Raw genomic sequence first — 22,825 nt, 5'->3', positions numbered from 1 at the left:
TCACCCCGTTTGAACAGGTAAAACTACCGTAATTGCGGTCCCTTTTCCCGAAAGATTTTCAATTCTTAAACCATACTGTTCACCAGCATAAAGCTTGATCCTATCATCGATATTATTCAATCCTATTCCAGTACCTATAGGATTTATTTTGCCTTCTTTTACTTTTTGAAGGATTAGAGGATCTATGCCAGGCCCGTTATCTTCTATCCGAATAAATAGCTTGTCCTCTTCCTGATAAACATGCAATTTAATAACTGACAAATAGATGGAAGGCTCAACTGCATGCTTGAACGAATTCTCCAGAAGCGGCTGCAATATTAACTTTGGAATCTTATATTTTGCAATATGGGAGGGAAAGTCCATCTGAAAATCAATCCGGTCGTCAAACCGGTATTTTTGGATTGTTAAATAGCTTTTTAAAATCTCAAGTTCTTCTTCGAAAGTGATAATATCCCGGTTAAAATTTGTGGAGTATCTCATAAGATGACCAAGGGCTTCTACCATGCTTGAAATTTGCTTCTGTTTATTTGTTTTAGCCAACCAATTAACAGATTCCAGTGTATTGTATAAAAAGTGTGGGTTTATCTGAGCCTGCAGTGCTTTAAATTCAGTTTCCTTTATCAGCAACTGCTTAGAAAAGTTCTCCTGGATCAACTCATCAATTCTTTGGATCATTGTTATAAAATTCCGATAAAGAATCCCTATCTCGCCTTCATTAATTATAGAGGGATTTAATAAATTTACTGCGTGAAAGTTCCCCTTTTGGACTTCCTGCATGGTAGATGCTAATTCTTGAATGGGATTCGTAAACTTTCTTAAAAATTTAAAACCAAGGGAAATAAGAAAAACAAACATTAACATAAAAACCAGTACCAAGGTATATTTCGCAGCAGTAATCTTGGAAAACATCATGTTAAAGGGAATGATGCTCCAATATGTCCAGTCTTTAAAATCGGTTGTAATATGGCTGACAAAGGTTCTTTCCCCATTAATGTATTCAATACTATAGCCTTGGTCATTTTTTGCATTGAAATGATATTCTTTAAAATCATCTATTCCTTTTTCCGAATAAAAAACCTCATCTTCTTTTGTAATCACAATATTTCCTGCTATTTCTCCATGAGGTTTTGGTAAACCGCTTACAATCTTGTCTAAATCAACACGAATAAGCAGTTTGCCAATGGTTTCAAAGTTTAGGTTCTCATAAGACTGGATAAGGCGAACAGAAATTAAATCCCCATTATATCCTTCCAGCTCCATCCAATGGTTTTTACCCTCATCCTTATCCGCCTGACTAAGAGCAAGTTCCCTATCTTTATTCTTTATTGGATCGCTACTATCCCCGGCCACAAACTCCCTACCTGCTGAATCGTACAGATAAATGGAATGAACGTAATTTGCCGGATCCACATATTTCTCCAATTCATCTCCAATTTTCTGTTCAAGACGATAGAAATCATAGCCTTTTACATTTCCTTGAAGATCTAATAAATTTTTTTGAATATACGGATCGACTGCTATGTTATAACTAACTTCTTCTACTCTTTCAAGCTTCTCTTCTACATTGTTGGACGACATCATCAGCACTTGTGAGGATTTTGCATAGATTTGCTCATCATAGAGGGAAAAGGCATATTGAAGGCCCCCTAATACAAATACTAGTGTTGTCAGCATAATCAATGTAATCGTTAAGAAAAGCTTTACGTTTAGCTTTGAATTTATATATAAATTCGCAAAGTAAAACCATATCTTCTTCATGAACATGAAACAGCTCCCTCAGTTCGGGAATGATACAAATTCGGATTTAGCATTTTCTTTATATTTATTATTCCAAATAAAATACTTCCTTTAAATTTCTTGACACAGGACTGTCATCAGGATTGGTCTCCATTAAAGGCTCCATATAAGTCCACCATTTTTGGCAAATATCTGTTTGAGCAATTTGTTCCCATTTTTCTTCATCTTCAATTTCTAAGAATGCAAATAAGCTCCCCGTTTCCTCATCAAGAAATATTGAATAGTTGTGTGCACCGTGCCTTTTTAGCATTTCAGCCATTTCTGGCCAAAGTTTGTCATGGCGGTGCTTATACTCTTCATAATAATCAGGAAAAACATGCATAATACTCGCTTTTCTAATCACTTTTCAGCACTCCAGACTTTAAAATCAATTTTGTCTTTTGCAGTTTTCAGGATGAATTTGTTTATCTTTCTTATTTATCTAAATTACACTAAAATACGATAGATGCCCTATGACGCAATTCACTAAAATATTGTTTTCATTGAACTACTCTTCATTCAAGAAATGCATGTAGCTAACAGATTTTGAGTCTTAACCTTCCATAAAATTCTATAAACCATGCTAATCAACGACAAAAAAACGGCATTTCTGCCGTTTTTCTAAAGGATGGACTCTCAGGGACTCGAACCCTGGACCAATTGATTAAGAGTCAACTGCTCTACCAACTGAGCTAAGAGTCCATAATAAAAGTTTGGTGGAGCCTAGGGGGATCGAACCCCTGACCTCATCGCTGCCAGCGATGCGCTCTCCCAGCTGAGCTAAGGCCCCAAATATGTAAGTGAATCAACTGTTTCAAGCGACTTCTATATCATATAAAATTTCCAACCCTGTGTCAATACTTTTATAAAAAAATATAATTTTCTCCCTCCATGGCCCAGAAAAGATACAGTCAGCGATCAGTCGCTGGCTGTATCTTTAGATAGCAGTGTTTTCAGTTCCTTCATAAACATATTGATGTCTTTAAACTGACGATAGACGGACGCAAAACGTACGTAGGCGACTTCATCCACTGGGTAAAGCTGTTCCATGACCAGCTCCCCGATCTGCTGGCTATCCACTTCTGTGGCTGCTGTGTTGCGGATAGCGTTCTCCACCTGGGATACGATCATATCCAATTGCTCGACGGATACTGGGCGCTTCTCGCAGGCTCGAATGAGACCGCGCAGCATTTTATCACGACTAAACTCTTCACGGCTGCCGTCTTTTTTGATGACCATGAGTGGGGTTTCCTCCACCATTTCAAAGGTAGTAAAACGCCTGGCACACTGCTCACATTCACGGCGGCGACGGATGGACTTGTTATCATTCGCAGGTCGCGAATCCAACACTTTCGTGCCATTGTAGGCACAATACGGACATTTCATAATCTCACCACTTTCTTTTTCCAATAAATTCCCGAAGATTTTTAGTAATAATTTTGTCAAAACGGATCATAATATGTTTACCACATCGCGAGGAGGTGAACAACAATGGCACAAGGAAACAATGGCAACTCCAACAATCTGGTAGTCAGCAGATCCTCCGGTGCTCTGGAGCAAATGAAATATGAAATCGCTCAAGAGCTGGGTATCAGCATTCCTCAAGATGGATACCAAGGTAACATGACTTCCTATGAGAACGGTTCGATCGGGGGCTACATCACAAAACGCCTAGTAACGATCGCCGAACAACAATTGGCAGGTCAATACCAATAATCGCGGTAATAATGCAGAAATAACAAGAAAAAGTGTATGGACGGGCTGCTAAAAACAGCCTGTCCTGCGCTTTTTTCATTTTAAAGCGAAAAGGCTCATCATGTCATTAACTTGTCATTTAAAAATCATTATAAATTTTCGTGTATTGCCTGTAGTAATAAATGACCCGCTGTACATAATGTCGTGTCTCACCAAAAGGGATTTGCTTAATGGACTCTTCTTTTCCATCCCACACTCCCTTATCGAGCCACTCTTGAACTTTACCCGGCCCTGCATTGTAAGCAGCTACGATCGCTACAGGATTATCCTGAAACTTCATGGATAGGTTATGCAAATACCAGGTTCCCAGCTCTATATTGGTGCCAGGCTCGTGCTTGACACTGTCCAGCGGAACCTTTTGAATCTGGGCGCTGTCCATAATCCAATTTGCTGTATTCGGCATAATCTGCATCAGGCCCAGTGCACCCTTATGCGATTGCTTGCTGGTTTTAAAATTGGTTTCCACGCGGATAATAGACGCCACCAAAAATGGGTCCACTTCATACGTTTGTGAATACTGCCGAATCTCATCCTTATATTGAATCGGATAGAACCAAGACATCCAATTTGAATTGAGGAACAGAATCAGGACAAACCCGACAAACAAAGTGAGCAGGACTCTTTTCTTTCGCAAAATATTCATGCAAGTCCCTTCCGCTGCCAAAATTGATCTATTTGTCGTTTCGTCTCAGACTGTGTTCCGCTATTATCGATAACGATATCGGCCAAGTTTTTCTTTTGTTCAATATCCATTTGTGCGGACAGCCGAAGTCCAGCTTGCTCCTCCGTCAGACCGTCTCTGAGCATCAGACGCTGGAGCTGAATATCACGTGGTACGTACACAACCATAATTTCCTCGTACAAGCTCTCCAGCCCGGACTCGTACATTAACGGGATATCTGCCAAAACAAGCTTGTCCGGCTGTTCCCGTTCATATGCTTCCATACGCAGACGCATTTCCTCACGAATAGCAGGATGTGTAATATCGTTAAGTGCCTGCCGCTGGGCAGGGTCTCCGAATACAATCTCACCCAGTTTTTTGCGGTGCAGGGTTCCGTCACTGTTCACTATAGCTTGTCCAAAATGCTGTATGACCGCCGCCAGCACCGGATGCCCCGGAAGCATCACTTCCCGGGCAATGGCATCTGCGTCGATCAGCAGCGCACCTTTGGCGACCAAAAGAGCCGACACGGTGCTTTTTCCGGTAGCAATACCTCCGGTTAATCCGATATTCATGCTCTTTCACCTCATAACAGCTTCAATATGCCCATCATAATCAGTAATAATGCCGGCAATACACCCAGCGCCTTCATAAATCGAAATGCTGATAGAAAGAAGCCTGCCTTCATCCCTGCAATCAAAAATGTTCCACTGAATAGCGTAATAGCCAGCGCAGTAGACAATGGCTGAAAACCAAGCATAGCTGCCCCTAATCCCGCTCCGAACGCATCGACCGATAATGCAATACCCAGCCAAACCGCTTCGGTAGCAGATATACTGCCGGAACGGTCCATGTCCGCAGCAGACGGGCTTCGAAGAATCCGAATAACAAGTCCCCATTTGCGGAACTCCAGAGAAAATAGCGTTCTCTCCTGCTGCTCTATAGAAGCTTCTGCCGACAGATCTTTTCTTGAGCTAAGGAAAGACTCTGTATCAGCATCCTCTATAATCTTCTTCTCTCCAAGAACAGATCTGCTCACTGGCTCAGTCTGTTCTGTAAGAAGCAGCCCCCGAGAGGCCTCCGCTGAATCCTCTAGCGAATCCTCTTTGCGGTGCAGAGCTTGAAACAAAGAGTAACAGCCGATACAGATCAGGATGACAGCGCCGAAAACGGTCGTATATACAGGAGACAGGACACGAGATAGTAATGCGCCCAATTGCATGGATATGCCAATCACCAAACCTGAACATACGGAGATGATAGCAATCGACAACAGTGGAATTTTCATTTTGCGCAGACCATATGTAACACCGACTCCGAAACTGTCCAAACTTAGCGCAAATGCCAGTAACAGCAGGGCTCCCCAATGATTAGCCACTCCAATTCCCTCCCATTGCGAAGGCAGGGCCTTATAACAACCGAAACCCTCCGCAGTATTGGTACTTGGAACAATATATGAGAGGGATGGGCTTGGGGTGACTGTGCCTGTTTAGCGCAGAGGTTGGCAGACCGGACAATGATGTGTGCCACGTCCGGCTACGACAGATTTTTCGATCAATGTGCCACAGTTAATGCAAGGCTTCGCGTTACGTCCATAGATTTGCAATTGATGCTGGAAGTCGCCCGTTTTGCCCTGTCCATTAACGAACGATTTAATGGACGAGCCTCCAACCTGAATTGACGCACCCAGCGTGGAGACAATAGCTTCATGCAAGACATGAAATTGGCTATCCGTTAGGCTTTTGGCTGGCTGTGCTGGATGAATCCCCGCCTTAAACAACGATTCATCTACATAAATATTCCCGATGCCCACCACATATGACTGGTTTAACAGCGCTGCCTTGATCGAAGTCGAACGAGTTCCAACAGCGGCACGCAGCATTTCCGGTGTAAAGGCCTCGTCCATCGGTTCCAAACCAAGCTTGTTCAGCGGCTTTTCCAGCAAATCTTGTCCTGCCGGAAATAAGTGCATCGTGCCAAACTGGCGCACATCCTGATAACGCAGCTCCGTACCATCTTTAAAATGAAAGATGACATGGGTATGCTTTTCCACAGGATCATGTTGCGAATACAATCCATATCGCCCTTCCATTCGAAGATGGGAGACCAACACCAGCCCGTCCAGCAAAATCCGCAGAAACTTTCCGCGTCTCTCCACCCCTGTAATCCGGTGATCGGCCAATTCCATCGCAAAAGCATGGATATCATCGGGCCGTTGAATGATCCGCGGTAAATTCACGGTGACATGATCTATATGTTTATCAACGATAAGCTCGTTTAGCGTTCGTTTAATTGTTTCTACTTCCGGTAATTCCGGCATGATGTCTTCACCTCACCCTATATTATAACGGAAGCAGCGTCAAATTGGGACTATCTACTCATTGAAATATCTTACTTGGCCTCATACCAATTGCTGCCATAGCTTACTTCGGCTTTGAGCGGCACAGCCAGCTTTAATGCAGCTTCCATGGTAGCCGGGACAAGCTCTTTCATCGTTTCCATTTCCTCAGGCGGAACCTCGAACACAAGCTCATCATGTACTTGGAGCAGCATTCTGCTGCGAAGATTACGTTCACGTAGCGCCTTATCCATCTGTACCATCGCCAACTTGATAATATCGGCTGCGGTACCTTGAATCGGCGTATTCATCGCTGTACGCTCAGCGAATGAACGCAGGTTGAAATTACTGGCGTTAATCTCCGGCAAATAGCGTCTGCGTTCCAACAGCGTTTTTACGTAGCCGTCCCGCTTCGCATCCTTCACAATATCATCCATGTAACGGCGAACGCCTTGGAACACGTCAAAATACTGGTCGATAAAGCGAGCCGCTTCCTTCCGCGTAATATTCAAATTTTGTGACAGACCATAATCACTGATTCCGTAGACAATCCCAAAGTTGACTGCCTTCGCAGAACGCCGCATGTTGGAGTCTACATCTTCCGCTGCTACACCAAACACATCGGATGCGGTCTTGGTATGGATGTCCATATCGTGGACAAAGGCTTCCTTCAAACGTTCATCATCCGAAATATCAGCCAGCACCCGCAGCTCGATCTGTGAGTAGTCTGCCGCCAAAATAGACCAGCCCGGTTCGGACGGAACAAATACTTTACGGATTTTGCGACCTTCTTCGAGACGAATCGGAATGTTTTGCAAATTCGGAAATTGACTGCTCAAGCGTCCAGTTGCTGCAACCGTCTGCCGGAAATACGTATGCACCTTACCCGTTTTCTCCGAAATTTCTTTAAGCAATCCTTCGACATACGTCGATTGGAGTTTGGCAATTGTACGGTACTGCAAAATGTTTTGTACAATATCATGATAGGGGGCCAGCTTTTCCAGAACCTCTGCATCAGTCGAGTAACCCGTTTTCGTCTTTTTAATGACAGGCAAACCCAGTTTATCAAACAAAATCTCACCCAACTGCTTGGGCGAATTTAGATTGAACTCTACTCCGGCAATGCTGTAGATTTCACCCACCAACGTTGCAATCTGGGCTTCAAATTCTTTCCCCAAAGCGCGCAGTTCTTCTACGTTCACCAAAATACCCTGCTTCTCCATATCCGCCAAAATGCGGGACAACGGCATCTCCAGCTCATGAAACAGCTTATGCATTTCCGTTTTTTCCAGCTCAGCCTGCTGCACAGGCACCAAAGCTTCAATCACCGCTGCCTTACGCGCCACATGATCGGACAGTACATCCACATCAGGGACTTTATATTTTGCTCCTTTGCCGAACACTTCTTCGTCTGGACGGATCGAAGACAAGCCATATTTGGCTGCCAATCCGCTCAATGTCTGGTTTGCATCGGTTGGGTCCAGCAAGTACCCTGCCAGTTGCACATCAAACTCGGCACCTGCAAACTCAATTCCATGCCAGTGTAAAGCCAAATCCGTTCGATGCAGATCATGACCGCGTTTTTTGCGTTCAGGGTCAGCAAGCCATGCGCGAATAGGTGTAGCTGCATCGCTTTGCAGTACATCCAGTGTCATAAAAAACTGCTGTCCCGTTGCGGCAAATATCAGACCTACGATGTCAGCATGATGCGGATTATCACCATGCGTCTCAACATGCAGCACATCCACACGATCCAACACTTCTACCAATTCGCTAATCCGCTGCTCATCCAGCACTGTTACGTCAGCCGCGGCTTCCTCTACGTCTACCCCAGTACTGCCAACCTCACCTGAAAAGGATAAACGCTCCAGCAAGGACTTGAACTCCAGCTTCGCCAGAGCTGGCCCGGCCGTTTCTGCTTGCAGCCCGCCGAAGGCCACATCTTCCAGCTGCTTGTCCAACGTTACATCCCGATAAATGGTCGCTAAATCTTTGCTCATTCGCGCATCGTCAGCATGTGTCTCTACGCGTTCTTTCATTTTGCCCTTCAGCTCATTCGTGTGCGCCAGCACTTCTTCGACTGAACCGTATTGATGCAGCAGCTTGAGCGCTGTTTTTTCACCCACGCCGGGAATACCAGGAATATTGTCCGACGTATCGCCCATCAGACCCTTAAGGTCAATAATTTGCAGCGGCTTCAGGCCATATCGTTCCTGAATTTGCTCAGGTCCATACGTCTCCACCTCAGTAACCCCTTTGCGGGTCAAGCCGACTGTGACATGGTCTGAAGCCAATTGAAGCATATCCTTGTCCCCGGTCACGACCAGCACATTAAAACCGGCTTCGTCCGCTGTCTTGGACAGGGTGCCTATAATATCGTCCGCCTCATAGCCATCCAGTTCAAACTGAGCAATGCCGAAAGCGGTCAATAGCTCTTTCAGCAACGGAAATTGCTGGGACAGCTCTGGCGGTGTTTTCTCCCGTCCACCTTTGTAATCCTCGTATCCTTTATGGCGAAACGTTATTTTACCGGCATCGAAGGCAACCAGAATATGTGTTGGTTTGTGCTCCTCCAAGAGCCGCAATAACATCGTCGTAAATCCGTACACCGCGTTCGTCTGCTGCCCGCTCGAATTCGTTAACGGTGGCATAGCAAAAAACGCCCGGTAAATGATACTGTTACCATCTATAAGCATGAGTTTATCCATTTAGCACCTCGCAAGTTCATCAATGCATTCGTAACGTTCTTACGTTTTACGCATTCCTCTTCCTATCTTAACATACAAGACTCCTTTTTCAGAAAAAAACGGCTGCTTCCTAACCAAATTTGCCTTTTGCTCAAAGACAAGTCTGGGTCAGAAACAACCGCTATATACCTGAAAGCTCTACTGGTTCAAATCTGGTCTCTCCCCTGTCACGAGATATACAGTGCTTTCACCGATATTCGTAGCATGGTCACCAATTCGTTCAATGTATCGTCCTACAAGCAGTTGCAGCATGGCTTGTGAAGCCTCTGCCGGCTTTTCTACCATAAAGGCGTAGAGATCGCTGATCATGTGGCTATACATGGAATCCACACGATCATCCTCTTTGGCCATTTTGTAGGCCAGATCTGTATTTTCATCCAAATAGGATTTGATCGCATCATCTATCATTTCTTTAACAATGGAAGCCATGTGCGGAATATCCACCAGCGGCTTAATGATCTGCTGCCCTTCCAAACGAAGTGTCACCTTGGCAATATCAAGTGCCAGATCGCCCATTCGTTCCAGATCACTGGAAATTTTAAATGCAACAATGATCCGGCGCAAATCCTTCGCTACCGGTTGCTGGGTAATAATGAGCTTGGAACCCATATCGAGAATATTCTCTTCCAGCGTATTGAGGGATGCATCATTTTTGACCACCTGCTGAGCCAATTCTATATTTTTGGTCTGCAAACATTCAATGGCCTGATCGAGCGCCTTCGAAACGTGTGCACCCATTTCGCGCAGTACGGCTCTCAGTTCATCTAACCCTTCATCAAAACCTTTTCTACGTATCATTTCGAAGTCACCCCTTCTGGCATATTCATCTGGTAGGCTTTAGCCAAATCGCCCTGAAATATAATCTTCTGTACGTGAATCTTGCGGCGTGGAAAACATCGTCTCTGTATCCGCCGCTTCCACCACAACACCATTCAAAAAGAACGCAGTTCGACCGGACACACGCGCTGCCTGATGCATGTTATGCGTCACCATGACAATGGTATACGTATCTCGCAATTCCTGAACCAGTTCTTCAATTTTCATCGTGGAGATCGGATCTAGCGCAGATGTCGCCTCGTCCATCAGCAAAATATCCGGCTGTACAGCAAGCGCCCGGGCAATGCACAACCGCTGCTGTTGTCCACCGGACAAGCTCAGAGCTGAACGCTTCAGAAAGTCCTTGACCTCTTCCCAGAGTGCCGCCTGCCGCAGGCTTTGCTCGACCAGTTCGTCCAACTTGTCCTTTTGCCGAATTCCATGCAGACGCGGTCCGTAGGCCACGTTGTCATAAATGGATTTGGGAAACGGGTTAGGCTGTTGAAAAACCATTCCTACTTGCTTGCGCAGGGCTTCTACTTCCATTGTATCGCCGTATATATCCTGGCCTGCGATACTCACAGTGCCCTCAATACGCGTTCCCGGTATCATGTCATTCATCCGGTTCAGCGTACGCAGCAGGGTTGATTTGCCGCAGCCGGACGGACCGATGAAGGCAGTTACCGTTTTTTCAGGAATATCGAGGTTTATATGTTTCAGCGCGTGAAATTTCTCATAATATAAATTCAGCTTATCTATCCGGATTACGGAATCATTCATGGATTTATGATCTCCTTCGTGTTGCAGTTATGAGCCTCAAGCATTGCACCTGATTTGCACAATATGAAGATTATATAAGCTGTGTGTAAATTCAGTGTGGTGGATTTGTTAACGGTATGTAAAATGATCAAGAACTTAGCATGAGCTCAAGCTCCTGCGCAATTCCGGCTGCATTCAAAGCCGCTTCCTCTGCGGAACGGGACATTTCGCTGTTTTTGGCTTCAATTTCATCGACAGCCTGCAATAGTCTGGCAAATGTTTGTGTTCCAGCAGTTATAAATTGAGAGCCTGTATGAATCTGCTGCATACTCGTATCCGTCAGTTCAGCGGTGTCACGCAGCATTTGCTCAATATGGGTGAGTAAGCCTGTAATCTGCGTGGAAAAGGCTTTCGTCTGGAGTGACATATTCCGCACCTCCTGAGACACAATCTGGAAGCCTCGCCCGTGTTCGCCAGCATGCGCCGCTTCAATGGACGCGTTAATCGCCAGCAGTCCGCTGTGATCTGCCAGTGCACGAATGGATGAAGCCATACCCGCAATGTCATTCAGCGATTGGGTCAGCGCCGTCATCTGCTCATGCTGACGCTTCATTTGCTCCGTGACTGCACGATAGGAGAGCAGAACATCCTCCAGTTCTACTTTGCCACGGCGGGATAATTCACTCATTGAGCGGGTTAGCCGCACACTGTCATCGGCCTCTTTAGCTGCATCCAGCACGGTCAGCTGAATACGCTGGACTCCGTCATAGCTATGCCGAATCACATCGCCCCGCTCTTCGTCCGCTTCTCTTTGCATTCGCTGCACGACGGACAGGATATCTCGAATCGTGAGTACGCCGAGTAATTGTGTGCCTTTCTTAACCAACACACAATCGTAAAAACGCTGTTCTTCGCGCAACATCGCCAGTTCCACAATGTCCGATGCCCGGCTTTTCAAATCCACAATTAATGTATCGGGGTCAGCAAATATGGCCGCAGGCTTGTCATAGAACAACGCCGCAGCAAATCTGCCCGTAAAATGGCGATTGTACGCATCTCTCATAATAATGCCCAGTGGAAGATCATTTTTATCCACAACAATAACACAAGGTATATCTTCCTGTGTTTTCATAAGTGCTAACAGTTCTTTACAAGACATGTCCGTACCAATGATCGGAACCTCCCGGCATGGCACATAGGTAGTAATCGGCTTGTATGCTTCACGTTCAATCACGGCAGTGGAACTCGGCTGGGTCTTTGGTTCCGTTATCATCGTTCTGAAGTCCCCTTTTTTTAACTACTTGGAGTGACGGGAACATCATATCGGTCATTTGTTGATTCTGGCGACTAGTTTTGTTAATGAAATGTAAAATCACGAAATGGACACAAAAGTCGCCGGAAACTGCTTTGGACAAAGAAAAACGCTCCTCATTTATAATAAATGAGAAGCGCTTCTTTTTTTATTTACAACCAGCTTATATCCCACTCCACGGATCGAATCAATATGAACCGAGTCGGGATCTAGCTCCAGCTTTTTACGTAAGGAACTGACGTGCACATCCACGGTCCGTTGACCGCCAATGTAGTCAAAACCCCAAACAGCATTCATCAGATCATCTCGGGTCAATACCACACCCGGCTTGCGGGACAAATAAAGAAGCACCTCAAATTCCTTTGGTCTGAGGCTGATGGACTGACCTCCAAGAATGACTTCATATTTTTCAGGGTAAATCTCCAGCTCGCCCAATTGAATTTTGGAGCTATCTTTCTGATCAGACAACACTCCTTCATCCCCGCCGGAAGTTCTTCGCAGCACAGCCGTCACGCGGGCCAACAGCTCAGAAACGCCAAAAGGCTTCGTGATGTAATCATCCGCACCCGACTTCAGCCCTTGGACAACCTCGGCTTCACCGTTTTTGGCCGTTAAGATAATGATAGGCGTCGTCAGCCCCTGATGACGAAGTCTGCTCAGAATGTCCAGTCCGTTCATTCCCGGCAACATCAAATCCAGCAGGATCAAATCGTAGGACTCTCTGGAAGCTTTTTCAAACCCGGCACTGCCATGATCCTCCGTGTCCACTTCGAAGCCTTCTTGTATCAAATTGTAGGATAGCAATCTGGCAAGCGTTGGTTCATCCTCAATAACCAGCAAGCGTTGTCCCATAAATAACTTCATCTCCTGTTTACCTGTTAAAGGCGCATTGGTCAAAATCCTGAAACCTTTTCCATACTCATGCGACACCCGTTTATTTTATCACGGCATTGTTAACAGAATGTAAAAAATGTTCTAGTTCATTCTTCCTGTTGCAATAGCGGTAATTCAACTGTAAATGTGGTACCCAATCCAAGCTCACTTTCCACCGAAAGGGTGCCATGATGCAAATCGACCAAGTGTTTGACGATCGACAATCCCAGCCCCGTTCCGCCAGAGTTGCGCGAGCGTCCTTTGTCCACCCGGTAAAAGCGCTCAAAGATACGTGGCAGGTCCTTCTTCGGAATTCCAATACCTGTATCACTGACTGTAAATACGACCTTTTCCGTGTCATTCTCCCGCTGTATCGTTAGAACCTTAATCTTTACCTTGCCACCATCAAGTGTATAGTTGATGCCATTAGACAAAAGGTTCAGGAAAATCTGCTGAAGCTTATCTTCATCTGCCTCCATAAACAGCTCATCCGGGATATCCATGTGTAGCGTAATTCTTTTTTTGGCCGCAACATTGTTCAGTTTTTCCAGCAATGATTCTATGAACGACGAAACGTGCACCGGCGAGCAATCCAGCGGAGAACGCTTGGATTCAATTTTGGATAGCTCCAGAATGTCACCGATCAGCCGATTCAATCGTTCGCTTTCATCATATATAATTTGCAAAAATGAACGGGCCGTCTCTTCATCTTTAACCCCACCACCGAGTAACGTCTCGGCAAAGCCCTTGACCGCGGCAATCGGTGTTTTTAGCTCATGAGAAACGTTAGCCACAAATTCGCTCCGCATATTTTCCAACCGTCGAATGGCCGTAATATCCTGTAAAAGGAACAGCATCCCGCGGTATCCGCCTTCATCCTCATACATCGGGACACCGTCCAGCAACACGAGTCTCTCCTCGGGATTGTACAAATGAACCTCACCATGCAGCCTCTCTCGGCTTTGTATGCTGCCCTCAATTAGCTTTGTGAGCTCATAGTGCTTCTTCAGCTCATGATACGGCTTGTCCGTCACCCGTTTACCCACGACACCGAGCATTCGCTCAGACTCACGGTTTACAAGCGCAATACACTCACTTGCATCAATCATTAGAATCCCGCCTGTCATATTACTCATAACGCTCTGGAGGAGATCCTCATTGTCACGTATCGTTTTCATTTGGTTTTGGAGACTGTCAGCCATACGATTAATGGCTTCACCCAATTGCCCTACCTCATCCCGGCGCTGTACACCGACTCTTGCGTCATAATCCAGTCCTGATATGCGGTTGGCTACCCCTGTAATATGTTCAATAGGCGAGGTCAGGCTGCGAGCAATACGATAGCTCACCAATCCAGCAGCAATAAACAGCAACACAAGACCAATCCCGATGGCCGTCCAGCCGCGCCGTACTCCCTCCTCCACCGCTTTCAGACTCATGGACAAACGGATATATCCGTCAAATCCCTTGTCCGATACAACAGGCTCTGCAACGTATAGCATGTTCCGCTGCAAGGTTTCGCTGTAGCGTATTGTCCGACCGATTCCTTCCGCCGTGGCTTGCCGTATTTCATCACGTGATGCGTGGTTTTCCATCTTACGCGGATCGCTTAACGAATCGCCAACCACCGTCCCGTCCTTGCGAATGAAGGTCACCCTAGATTCCGTCAGACGAGCAATTTCCTTCGCCTTTTGAGAATAATAAGAGACATAATCCGTGCTGGATAGGGCATCTGCATTTACAAAAGGGAATGTAGCGCGAAGCAGGTCGATCTCCCGTCCCATGTTCTCCTCTAGCACCTTCATATTCGAATTTTTAAAAATTTGTCCCATCGTGATTCCAGCAGCAAGGACAGATACGCCAATCAAAATCAGCATGATCAGGGTAAGCCTGAAACGAAACGATTTCATAAAATATGCCCATCCTTTATGTAAGTTAAGTCTCATTCTACAGGCTACCTTCATTATGTTCCACTGTGAAAAGAAAAAAGGCCAGAGCATAACACGGCCCCAGCCTTTCTCTTGTCCTCTTATCCGTTTATAACTTCACCGCCATTGATATGAATAACCTGTCCGCTTACATATGAAGAATCGTCTGAAGCAAGGTACACATAGGCTGGCGCCAATTCTTCCGGCTGACCCGGACGCTTCATTGGCTGAGCTCCTCCAAACTCGCTGACCGTCTTGGCATCAAATGTAGACGGGATTAAGGGCGTCCAGATTGGCCCTGGTGCTACAGCGTTCACCCGAATACCTTGATCCGCCAAATTGAGTGAAAGGGAACGAGTAAAGGATGTGATTGCCCCTTTGGTCGATGAATAATCAATGAGTGTCTTGTTCCCAGCATACGCGGTAATCGATGTAGTGTTGACGATAGTGCTCCCTTTCTTCAAATGCGGCAATGCTGCTTGCGTCAGGAAGAACATACCGAAAATATTCGTACGGAAAGTGCGCTCCAACTGTTCTTTGGTGATATCCTCCAGCTTTTGTTGTGGATGCTGCTCTGCCGCATTGTTTACGACAATGTCGAGCTTGCCCAGCTCGTTAACCGTCTGTTGAACCGCTTTTTTGGCAAATTGGTCATCTCCGATATCGCCAGGAATCAACACGCATTTGCGTCCCTCCTGCTCTACCTGACGTTTTGTTTCTTCCGCATCCTTATGCTCATTCAAGTAGATGATAGCTACGTCCGCACCTTCTTTGGCATACGTGACAGCTACAGCCCGTCCAATTCCACTGTCTCCACCAGTAATAAGTGCAACTTTATCTGTTAGCTTGCCAGCGGCTTTATAAGTTGGTTTTTCAAACTGGGGTGCAGGCGACATTTTGGACTCAATCCCCGGTTGCTGGTCCTGATGCTGTGGGGGCAAGGTTTGCTGAGGTTGATTACTTTTAGGCATTGTACATTCTCCCTTCAAAATCAGATATTTTATAGGATGCAACATTTGCATCCACTCTACTCCTGATTTACCACACAAAGTTATTCGTTAAACGAAAAAAGAAAAATGTAGTTATTTGAGCGCACAAAAAAAACGGCCTATGCTTATTCAGCACAGACCGTTTTTTCAACTTAGCATTTGTCATCATTCGATTATAGGCTCTCACCAAATGCATAATTAAATAATATGGCTGTATACCATTAAAAACGTAATTAAAATCAGGAAGACGGCAAGCAGTGTACTGAACATTCGCATTTTGCCAGCGTATTGCGTAATAGGCTGTTGGCTACGAATCGCTTCCAGCGACAGCCGTAACGGCTTACCCATGGCTCCCGCGATACCAGAAATGGAGAGAAACAGCAGCAAAACAACAACGATCCATGCTACCGAATAAGAACCCCAGGGAAAAATCATATAGATACCGCTAACAAGCACAAGGATCAGTGCAAATTGAGCCAACCGGTTCAATAGCTGAACAGCCGATATCGTTCCTTCCTGCACGCTAGGAGCCAATTTGTCGATTTTGCCCACAACGAAGGGGAGCAATAAATAAAAACCCATCGCCAGTGATCCAATAATGTGAATAAAAAACATTCTTTACAACCTCCATTTCTTTGTTTTCTTACAAACTTTTTTCCATAGAACGATCATATTCCAACGAATGACTACCATCTTTTCAGTGTTTTGGGACATGCTTTTCTATGCCAGGATTTTGCAAAATCCTCATGCAACTATCAATACATATGAACTCTATTATACCGGGGAAGTGGGTCAAAGCAAAGGAATAAGGAAGAAAACGAATAGATTACTTAAAAGTAAAAGAGGTGTCCGGCGGCCATGACTATGGCTTGGGGACACCTCTTCAAGTAAAAGTATACCGTCTTAGTAGAAAGTTGAATCTATACGGTAACTATTTTAATCACACTGCGGACCGATTCGGCGGATTGATCGAGCGCTGCTTTTTCTTCGGCTGTCAATTCCAACTCGAACACTTTTTCGATGCCATTGCCGCCAAGAAGTGTCGGTACGCCAAGGAATAAATCCTGATAGCCGTACTCTCCCTCCAGGTAGGCAATGACCGGAATAATCCGTTTTTTATCTTTTACAATCGCTTCTGTCATCTGTGCAAGCGAAGCTGCCGGAGCATAATATGCGCTACCATTACCCAACAGGTTAACGATCTCTCCGCCACCTCCGCGTGTACGTTGTACGATCGCTTCGATACGTTCCTGCGAAATCAGGGTTTCGATAGGTATACCTCCAACGCTGGAATAGCGTACCAAGGGCACCATATCATCACCGTGACCACCCATAACGAAGCCGCGCACGTCTTCGACGGAAACGTTCAGTTCTTGTGCAATAAAGGTACAATATCGCGCTGTATCCAGCACACCTGATTGGCCAATAACCCGATTTTTCGGGAACCCAAGCGTTTGATAGGCAGTATAGGTCATAGCATCTACCGGATTACTCAGAATAATGACGATAGAATCCGGCGCATACTTCTTTACGTTCTCACAAACGGATTTTACAATTCCTGCGTTCGTATTTACCAAATCATCACGGCTCATACCCGGCTTGCGTGCAATCCCGGCTGTAATAATGACGATATCCGAGTTAGCTGCATCCTCGTAATTGGAAGTGCCCGTGATCTGGCTGTCAAATCCCTGTACCGGACCGGCCTCCAAAATATCAAGCGCCTTGCCTTTGGTCGGATTCTCTAGTTGCGGAATATCGATTAGCACGATATCACCTAGCTCCTTTTGAGCCAGCAGCAATGCGGTAGTGGCACCGGTAAAACCGGCACCAACAATGGATATTTTTTTACGTTGAATGGACAAGTGGTATTCCCCTTCCTTACAGGTTACTAATAATGGTATCTGCGAACTCGGAGCATTTCACTTGTGTAGCACCATCCATCAGACGAGCAAAGTCATAAGTTACAATCTTCTTATTAATGGACGTCTCCAGCCCTTTGTAGATCAGGTCAGCCGCTTCTTTCCAACCCAAGTGTTCAAGCAACATTACGCCCGACAGAATTACGGAACCAGGGTTCACTACGTCTTTGTCGGCGTATTTTGGAGCTGTACCATGTGTAGCTTCAAAGATAGCATGCCCTGTTACATAGTTAATGTTTGCACCTGGCGCAATACCAATTCCACCAACTTGGGCAGCAAGAGCATCGGACAGATAGTCCCCGTTCAGGTTGAGCGTAGCAATCACATCAAATTCAGAAGGACGAGTCAGTACTTGCTGAAGTGCAATATCAGCAATCGCATCCTTGATAATGATTTTGCCTGCATCTTCAGCTGCTTTTTGAGCTGCATTTGCCGCATCCTCACCGTCTTTTTCCTTGATTACATCATATTGAGCCCAAGTAAATACTTTATCTGCAAATTCTTCCTCAGCCACTTCATAACCCCAGTTTTTGAAGGCACCCTCGGTAAATTTCATAATGTTACCTTTGTGTACGAGCGTTACACTCTTGCGTCCGTGGTCAACAGCATACTGAACGGCTGCCCGTACCAGACGCTTTGAACCCTCGGAAGAAACTGGCTTAATTCCAATACCAGAGGTTTCAGGGAAACGGATTTTGTTCACACCCAGCTCTTGCTGGAGGAACTGAATAACCTTTTTCACGTCTTCGGACCCTTCAGCATACTCGATCCCCGCGTAAATATCTTCTGTGTTCTCACGGAAAATAACCATGTCTACCAATTCAGGACGTTTCACTGGAGAAGGAACACCGTTAAAATAACGAACAGGACGCAGACATACGTATAAATCCAGTTCCTGACGCAATGCCACATTCAACGAACGGATACCACCGCCAATAGGTGTTGTAAGTGGACCTTTGATGGCTACAATATACTCACGGATGGCTTCCAAAGTATCGTTAGGGAGCCATTCGCCGTATGTATTGAAAGCTTTCTCACCAGCGAATACTTCATACCAGGCAATCTTTTTGCTGCCGTTATATGCTTTTTCTACAGCTGCGTCCAGTACACGCTTGGAAGCTTTCCAGATGTCGCGACCCGTGCCGTCACCTTCGATAAACGGAATTACCGGATGGTTTGGAACCTGTAGTTGACCGTTATCAATCGTAATTTTTTCGCCTTCAGTTGGGAGCTCAAACTTTTCAAATTTCGCCATAAGTTCCTTTTCCTCCTCAGATATGAATGGGTACAGGACGAAAGACATGATCTTTATCACAGACAAAAACGTACATCTTTCGTCGTCCCCTCTATTGTACCTTATTTTTTAAATTCAGGGTATACAACCTCAATCTTCCTTCGACAAGGGATTAGCGCAACTCTGGTGATACATATTTTTGATCCAATGGACCTGTATATTCGGCACGAGGACGAATCAGGCGGTTATTTTCATACTGTTCTAAAATGTGTGCGGTCCACCCGGATACACGACTCACAGCAAAAATAGGTGTAAACAGGTCTCTCTTGATACCCAGCTGGGTATACACAGAGGCAGAATAAAAATCCACATTGGGCTTCAAGCCTTTTTGCCCTGTTACAATTCCCTCGATTCGAACTGACATATCAAACAACGTTGTGTCGCCGTTCATTTCCCCCAGCTCGCGGGACATTTTGTGCAAGTGCTTGGCACGTGGATCACCGTTTTTATAGACACGGTGTCCAAAGCCCATAATTTTTTCGCGGTTATCCAGTTTCGCCTGAATATAGGAGTCCACCTGATCCAAACCACCAATCTCCTCCAGCGTTTTGGCCACAGCCTCATTGGCCCCACCATGCAGTGGTCCTTTTAAAGCTCCAATTGCAGACGTGATTCCGGAATAAATATCCGACAATGTGGCTACCGTTACACGCGCAGCAAAGGTAGAAGCATTTAATTCATGATCGGCGTGCAGCACGAGAGCCTGATTGAACGCTTTAATAGCTGTCTCCTCTGGCTCCTTGCCAGTCAGCTGATACAAAAAGTTTTCAGCGATGGAAATACCTTTTTTAGGCGCAATCGGCTCCAAGCCCTCGCGTATACGTGCTATGGCTGCCACAATGGTGGGCAATTGCGCCTGAAGCTTGACGGTTTTAGTCACATTAGACTCTCTCGACATATCATCCGCCTCTGGGTCATACAAAGCGAGAGACGATACGGCTGACCTCAAGGCAGCCATCGTGCTCAAATTTTTCGGGTATAACTTTAATTGAGTAACAATTTCATCCGGAATAGCAGCGTAATCGCTTAACTGGTTGCGGAGCTCCTGCAATTGCTCTTGGTCAGGTAATTTTCCAAACCACAACAAATAAGCTACCTCTTCAAAATCGGCGTTAACAGCCAAATCATCAATGTTATAACCCCGGTACGTGAGAACGCCATCTACGATAGAGCTTATGGAGGAAGTGGTCGCTACAATCCCTTCCAGACCTTTAGTCGCTGTCATCGTTACATCTCTCCTTTGTAAAAACATTGTGAACGGACTTGCAATGTAAACATTTTCAAAAGTAAGATATGTCTTTTAAATAGCTGAGTAATGTTAACGCCATATGTCAATATTTAAACCTTCTTTCACTATACTGGATTTTGTCGTTTATGTGAACATTGAGGGCTATTCCAACACATTCAAATGTTTTATCGCTTCCATAAAGAAATTTTTGAAACCCCTTACAAAAAATATTGATTTATTTGCACTTTTTTACACAGGTCTTGTCTCCCCCCTTTCCCGCATATGTATAGTAGAGCATTTATTTTATGAAAAACTATCGTAAAAGAAAGGAGCCGTGAGAGCTTGAGCCGGTTAATCCTGAATCGCATATTTCGTGCTCTATGGGTGGCAATCGTGATTGTAGCTCTGTTACTGGGCATATATGCGCTTTTCCCTCTCATCTATCCTTTCCTATTCGCCTGGCTTGTGGCTTATGCCATGAATCCACTAGTTGGTTTTCTGCGTAACAAAGCCCGTATGCCGCGTTGGACGGCTGTCACGGTCTCATTATTTGTATATTTAGGTGGAATTGCAATTATCCTATCTGCGGCAATCACCCGCATGGTCCGAGAAGTTATAAAGTTGGCCATGACTTTCGACGGACATATTGAGCGTTTTAAAAGTCTGTTTATCGATTGGACACAAAGCGATTTGATTCAAAATGTAATTATTGAAATTAACCATTTTATCCGGGATAATCCGGATTACCAACATACCATTAACAGTAATATTGATAAGACAACTCAAACCGTGAGTTCGGCTGTCACTACGCTAGTCGCTCAATTTTTTAATGGAGTTTTGAACTTGCTAACCTCTCTGCCTAATATGGGAGCAGTTCTAATGGTTATTGTATTAGCAGCCTTTTTTATTAGTAAGGATTGGGACCGACATAGTCGGATGCTCTCAAACACGATTCCTGATACAATTCGCAAACCATTGTCGGATATATGGCACGATCTGCGTAAAGCACTTTACGGCTATTTGCGTGCACAGTTTATTATCATCTCCATTACGGCATTAACAGTCATTGTTGGGCTGTTCATATTGCGTGTGGAATCCGCCTTTACCATCGGTTTGATGATCGGGCTGGTGGACTTGCTACCTTATTTGGGGGTTGGCATTGTGATGATTCCGTGGATACTGTATGCGTATATGTCTGGTAATTTGGCACTAGGGGTAGGATTGTCGATCCTTTATATCACCCTGTTGATTGGACGACAGATCGTGGAGCCTAAGGTGCTGGCCAGCAGCGTGGGCTTGAACCCGCTTCCCACCCTCATCGGTATGTTCATCGGGCTCAAGCTATTTGGCGTTTTAGGATTAATTATCGGACCTGTATCACTGATTGTCGTTGATGCACTGAATCGCGCGAATGTCATTCAGGACTTGCGCAACTATATTCTCGCTGGAAGAGTCCGCTAGATCATGGATAGGAAAAACGGCAGTTCACGTCAAAACCGCCGAAACGTAATACTGCCGTTTTTCATTTTTTTCTCCAGCCACTTCAATAAAAAGCGTCGGTACAACGCTCGTGTTAAAGGGAATACCAACGTAAAACCAATAATATCTGTTAAAAATCCGGGGATAAGCAGCAAGCTTCCACCGAAAAAGACACATAATCCATCCAGCATTTTACGGCCGGGCATTTGTCCCCGGTTCATCTCATTTTTCGCATCGGCAATCACCTTACGACCTTCAAATTGCATCATGGCAGCCCCGATTAGGGTCGTCAGAATGATGAGTAAAATCGTTTTGCCAGCTCCAATCCAATGACTTACCCATATAAACCCGTACAGCTCCACCAAAGGAATGAGCAGCAGCAACAGCCACAGACGTTTACGCATCATCATGACTTCTGCCCCTCCCCGCCTGTAAAAGCAAACCTTAATGCAGTGTACAGCTCAGGTAGCGCCTGATCTAGTCGAACAGGCTTCCATTCGGTGTTCAACCATACGTGACGTGTCATCCCTGTGACAAGCAGCTCTCCCGGCAGCGTGTCTGCCTGGGTCCATACCTTTCCCAGATACCTTTGATGCTCATCGTCCGTTACCCGTCGAACCTCATAGATATAGTTTAGACGTAGTCTGGAGAAGTCCGTAATTGCGGTATAAATGGTAATTAAATCATCATATCGAGCGGGACTCGCATATTTCGCATTGATTTCAATAACTGGCAGCAAGACTCCTCGTTCCTCCATGCTCCGATAGTTAAAGCCCGCCTGCCGGATCATTTCGGTGCGCCCGATCTCAAACCAGTTCAAATAATTTGCATGATATACGACCCCCATCTGGTCGCTTTCCTGATAACGGACACGTAGCGGTGCGCCATACCAGCGTAATTCCGTTTGTTTCTCCTCTTGAGTCATACAAGCTCTCCTATCTTTGTGCATCT

General features: G+C 45.4%; 22 protein-coding genes and 2 tRNA genes. 2 read left to right on the top strand and 22 right to left on the bottom strand.

Annotated features, from left to right (window positions below; translation table 11 throughout):
• From KAI36_RS08500 to nrdR, 5 genes are all read right to left on the bottom strand, one after another.
• Entirely contained in the window at positions 1-1,758 is a 1,758-nt protein-coding gene (locus KAI36_RS08500; protein WP_220027489.1) for a cache domain-containing sensor histidine kinase, read from the bottom strand.
• A gap of 67 nt (positions 1,759-1,825) precedes the next feature.
• A complete protein-coding gene (rhaM, locus tag KAI36_RS08495) occupies positions 1,826-2,140 on the bottom strand; it encodes an L-rhamnose mutarotase (protein WP_025721987.1) in 315 nt (104 codons plus the stop codon).
• Positions 2,141-2,405: 265 nt separating this feature from the next.
• Positions 2,406-2,478 (bottom strand) — tRNA-Lys (locus KAI36_RS08490).
• A 12-nt stretch (positions 2,479-2,490) separates the two neighbouring features.
• A tRNA-Ala gene (locus KAI36_RS08485) sits at positions 2,491-2,566 on the bottom strand.
• A 128-nt stretch (positions 2,567-2,694) separates the two neighbouring features.
• Positions 2,695-3,162, bottom strand: a complete 468-nt coding sequence (gene nrdR / locus KAI36_RS08480; protein ID WP_013309614.1) for a transcriptional regulator NrdR — start codon at positions 3,160-3,162, stop codon at positions 2,695-2,697.
• A 105-nt stretch (positions 3,163-3,267) separates the two neighbouring features.
• Between nrdR and KAI36_RS08475 the strand changes: the two genes are divergently transcribed.
• On the top strand, positions 3,268-3,492 hold the full coding sequence (locus KAI36_RS08475) for an alpha/beta-type small acid-soluble spore protein (protein ID WP_013309613.1): 225 nt from the start codon (positions 3,268-3,270) through the stop codon (positions 3,490-3,492).
• A 118-nt stretch (positions 3,493-3,610) separates the two neighbouring features.
• On the opposite strand, the gene KAI36_RS08470 is transcribed toward KAI36_RS08475, so the two are convergent.
• The 15 genes from KAI36_RS08470 to citZ form a co-directional block, all read right to left on the bottom strand.
• Complete coding sequence (locus KAI36_RS08470) at positions 3,611-4,174, bottom strand: lytic transglycosylase domain-containing protein (RefSeq protein ID WP_023987928.1); 564 nt, start codon at positions 4,172-4,174, stop codon at positions 3,611-3,613.
• A complete protein-coding gene (coaE, locus tag KAI36_RS08465) occupies positions 4,171-4,767 on the bottom strand; it encodes a dephospho-CoA kinase (protein ID WP_023987927.1) in 597 nt (198 codons plus the stop codon). Before coaE ends, KAI36_RS08470 begins: the two co-directional genes overlap by 4 nt.
• Positions 4,768-4,778: 11 nt before the next feature.
• A complete protein-coding gene (locus tag KAI36_RS08460) occupies positions 4,779-5,570 on the bottom strand; it encodes an MntP/YtaF family protein (RefSeq protein ID WP_025721990.1) in 792 nt (263 codons plus the stop codon).
• A gap of 111 nt (positions 5,571-5,681) precedes the next feature.
• Positions 5,682-6,512, bottom strand: coding sequence for a DNA-formamidopyrimidine glycosylase (mutM, locus tag KAI36_RS08455; RefSeq protein ID WP_076292499.1), 831 nt, complete (start codon positions 6,510-6,512; stop codon positions 5,682-5,684).
• Between the two features lie 71 nt (positions 6,513-6,583).
• Positions 6,584-9,238 carry a DNA polymerase I gene (polA, locus tag KAI36_RS08450; protein ID WP_209941559.1) on the bottom strand — a complete coding sequence of 885 codons (2,655 nt, stop codon included), beginning with the start codon at positions 9,236-9,238 and terminating at the stop codon, positions 6,584-6,586.
• A gap of 177 nt (positions 9,239-9,415) precedes the next feature.
• A complete protein-coding gene (phoU, locus tag KAI36_RS08445; RefSeq protein ID WP_023987923.1) occupies positions 9,416-10,075 on the bottom strand; it encodes a phosphate signaling complex protein PhoU in 660 nt (219 codons plus the stop codon).
• Positions 10,076-10,114: 39 nt separating this feature from the next.
• Positions 10,115-10,873 carry a phosphate ABC transporter ATP-binding protein PstB gene (gene pstB, locus KAI36_RS08440; protein ID WP_220027488.1) on the bottom strand — a complete coding sequence of 253 codons (759 nt, stop codon included), beginning with the start codon at positions 10,871-10,873 and terminating at the stop codon, positions 10,115-10,117.
• Positions 10,874-11,000: 127 nt separating this feature from the next.
• Positions 11,001-12,125 (bottom strand): methyl-accepting chemotaxis protein, encoded by a 1,125-nt coding sequence (locus KAI36_RS08435; protein WP_220027487.1) that lies wholly within the window; start codon positions 12,123-12,125, stop codon positions 11,001-11,003.
• Between the two features lie 159 nt (positions 12,126-12,284).
• A complete protein-coding gene (locus KAI36_RS08430; protein WP_013309604.1) occupies positions 12,285-13,016 on the bottom strand; it encodes a response regulator transcription factor in 732 nt (243 codons plus the stop codon).
• Positions 13,017-13,144: 128 nt separating this feature from the next.
• Positions 13,145-14,947 carry a two-component system histidine kinase PnpS gene (pnpS, locus tag KAI36_RS08425; protein WP_220027486.1) on the bottom strand — a complete coding sequence of 601 codons (1,803 nt, stop codon included), beginning with the start codon at positions 14,945-14,947 and terminating at the stop codon, positions 13,145-13,147.
• A 119-nt stretch (positions 14,948-15,066) separates the two neighbouring features.
• Positions 15,067-15,936, bottom strand: coding sequence for an SDR family oxidoreductase (locus tag KAI36_RS08420; RefSeq protein WP_220027485.1), 870 nt, complete (start codon positions 15,934-15,936; stop codon positions 15,067-15,069).
• Positions 15,937-16,152: 216 nt separating this feature from the next.
• A complete protein-coding gene (locus tag KAI36_RS08415; RefSeq protein WP_220027484.1) occupies positions 16,153-16,569 on the bottom strand; it encodes a hypothetical protein in 417 nt (138 codons plus the stop codon).
• Positions 16,570-16,874: 305 nt separating this feature from the next.
• On the bottom strand, positions 16,875-17,816 hold the full coding sequence (mdh, locus tag KAI36_RS08410) for a malate dehydrogenase (RefSeq protein ID WP_028542892.1): 942 nt from the start codon (positions 17,814-17,816) through the stop codon (positions 16,875-16,877).
• Positions 17,817-17,832: 16 nt separating this feature from the next.
• Positions 17,833-19,128 (bottom strand): NADP-dependent isocitrate dehydrogenase, encoded by a 1,296-nt coding sequence (icd, locus tag KAI36_RS08405; protein ID WP_025721998.1) that lies wholly within the window; start codon positions 19,126-19,128, stop codon positions 17,833-17,835.
• 151 nt (positions 19,129-19,279) lie between these two features.
• Positions 19,280-20,392 carry a citrate synthase gene (gene citZ, locus KAI36_RS08400; RefSeq protein WP_220027483.1) on the bottom strand — a complete coding sequence of 371 codons (1,113 nt, stop codon included), beginning with the start codon at positions 20,390-20,392 and terminating at the stop codon, positions 19,280-19,282.
• A 345-nt stretch (positions 20,393-20,737) separates the two neighbouring features.
• On the opposite strand from citZ, the gene ytvI reads away from it, so the two are divergent.
• On the top strand, positions 20,738-21,856 hold the full coding sequence (gene ytvI / locus KAI36_RS08395; RefSeq protein ID WP_220027482.1) for a sporulation integral membrane protein YtvI: 1,119 nt from the start codon (positions 20,738-20,740) through the stop codon (positions 21,854-21,856).
• Positions 21,857-21,885: 29 nt separating this feature from the next.
• Here ytvI and KAI36_RS08390 read toward each other — a convergent pair whose 3' ends face one another.
• Together KAI36_RS08390 and KAI36_RS08385 are read right to left on the bottom strand one after the other, a co-directional pair.
• Positions 21,886-22,284: an FxsA family protein gene (locus KAI36_RS08390; RefSeq protein WP_025722001.1), complete on the bottom strand. Its 399-nt coding sequence runs from the start codon at positions 22,282-22,284 to the stop codon at positions 21,886-21,888.
• Entirely contained in the window at positions 22,281-22,799 is a 519-nt protein-coding gene (locus KAI36_RS08385) for an acyl-CoA thioesterase (protein ID WP_025722002.1), read from the bottom strand. Before KAI36_RS08385 ends, KAI36_RS08390 begins: the two co-directional genes overlap by 4 nt.
• Between the last annotated feature and the right edge of the window lie 26 nt (positions 22,800-22,825).

The sequence above is a fragment of the Paenibacillus sp. S02 genome (assembly GCF_019454065.1).
Lineage (GTDB): Bacteria > Bacillota > Bacilli > Paenibacillales > Paenibacillaceae > Paenibacillus > Paenibacillus polymyxa_B.
Note: the sequence above shows the minus strand (reverse complement) of the source record. Positions and strands in the feature narration are given on the sequence as shown.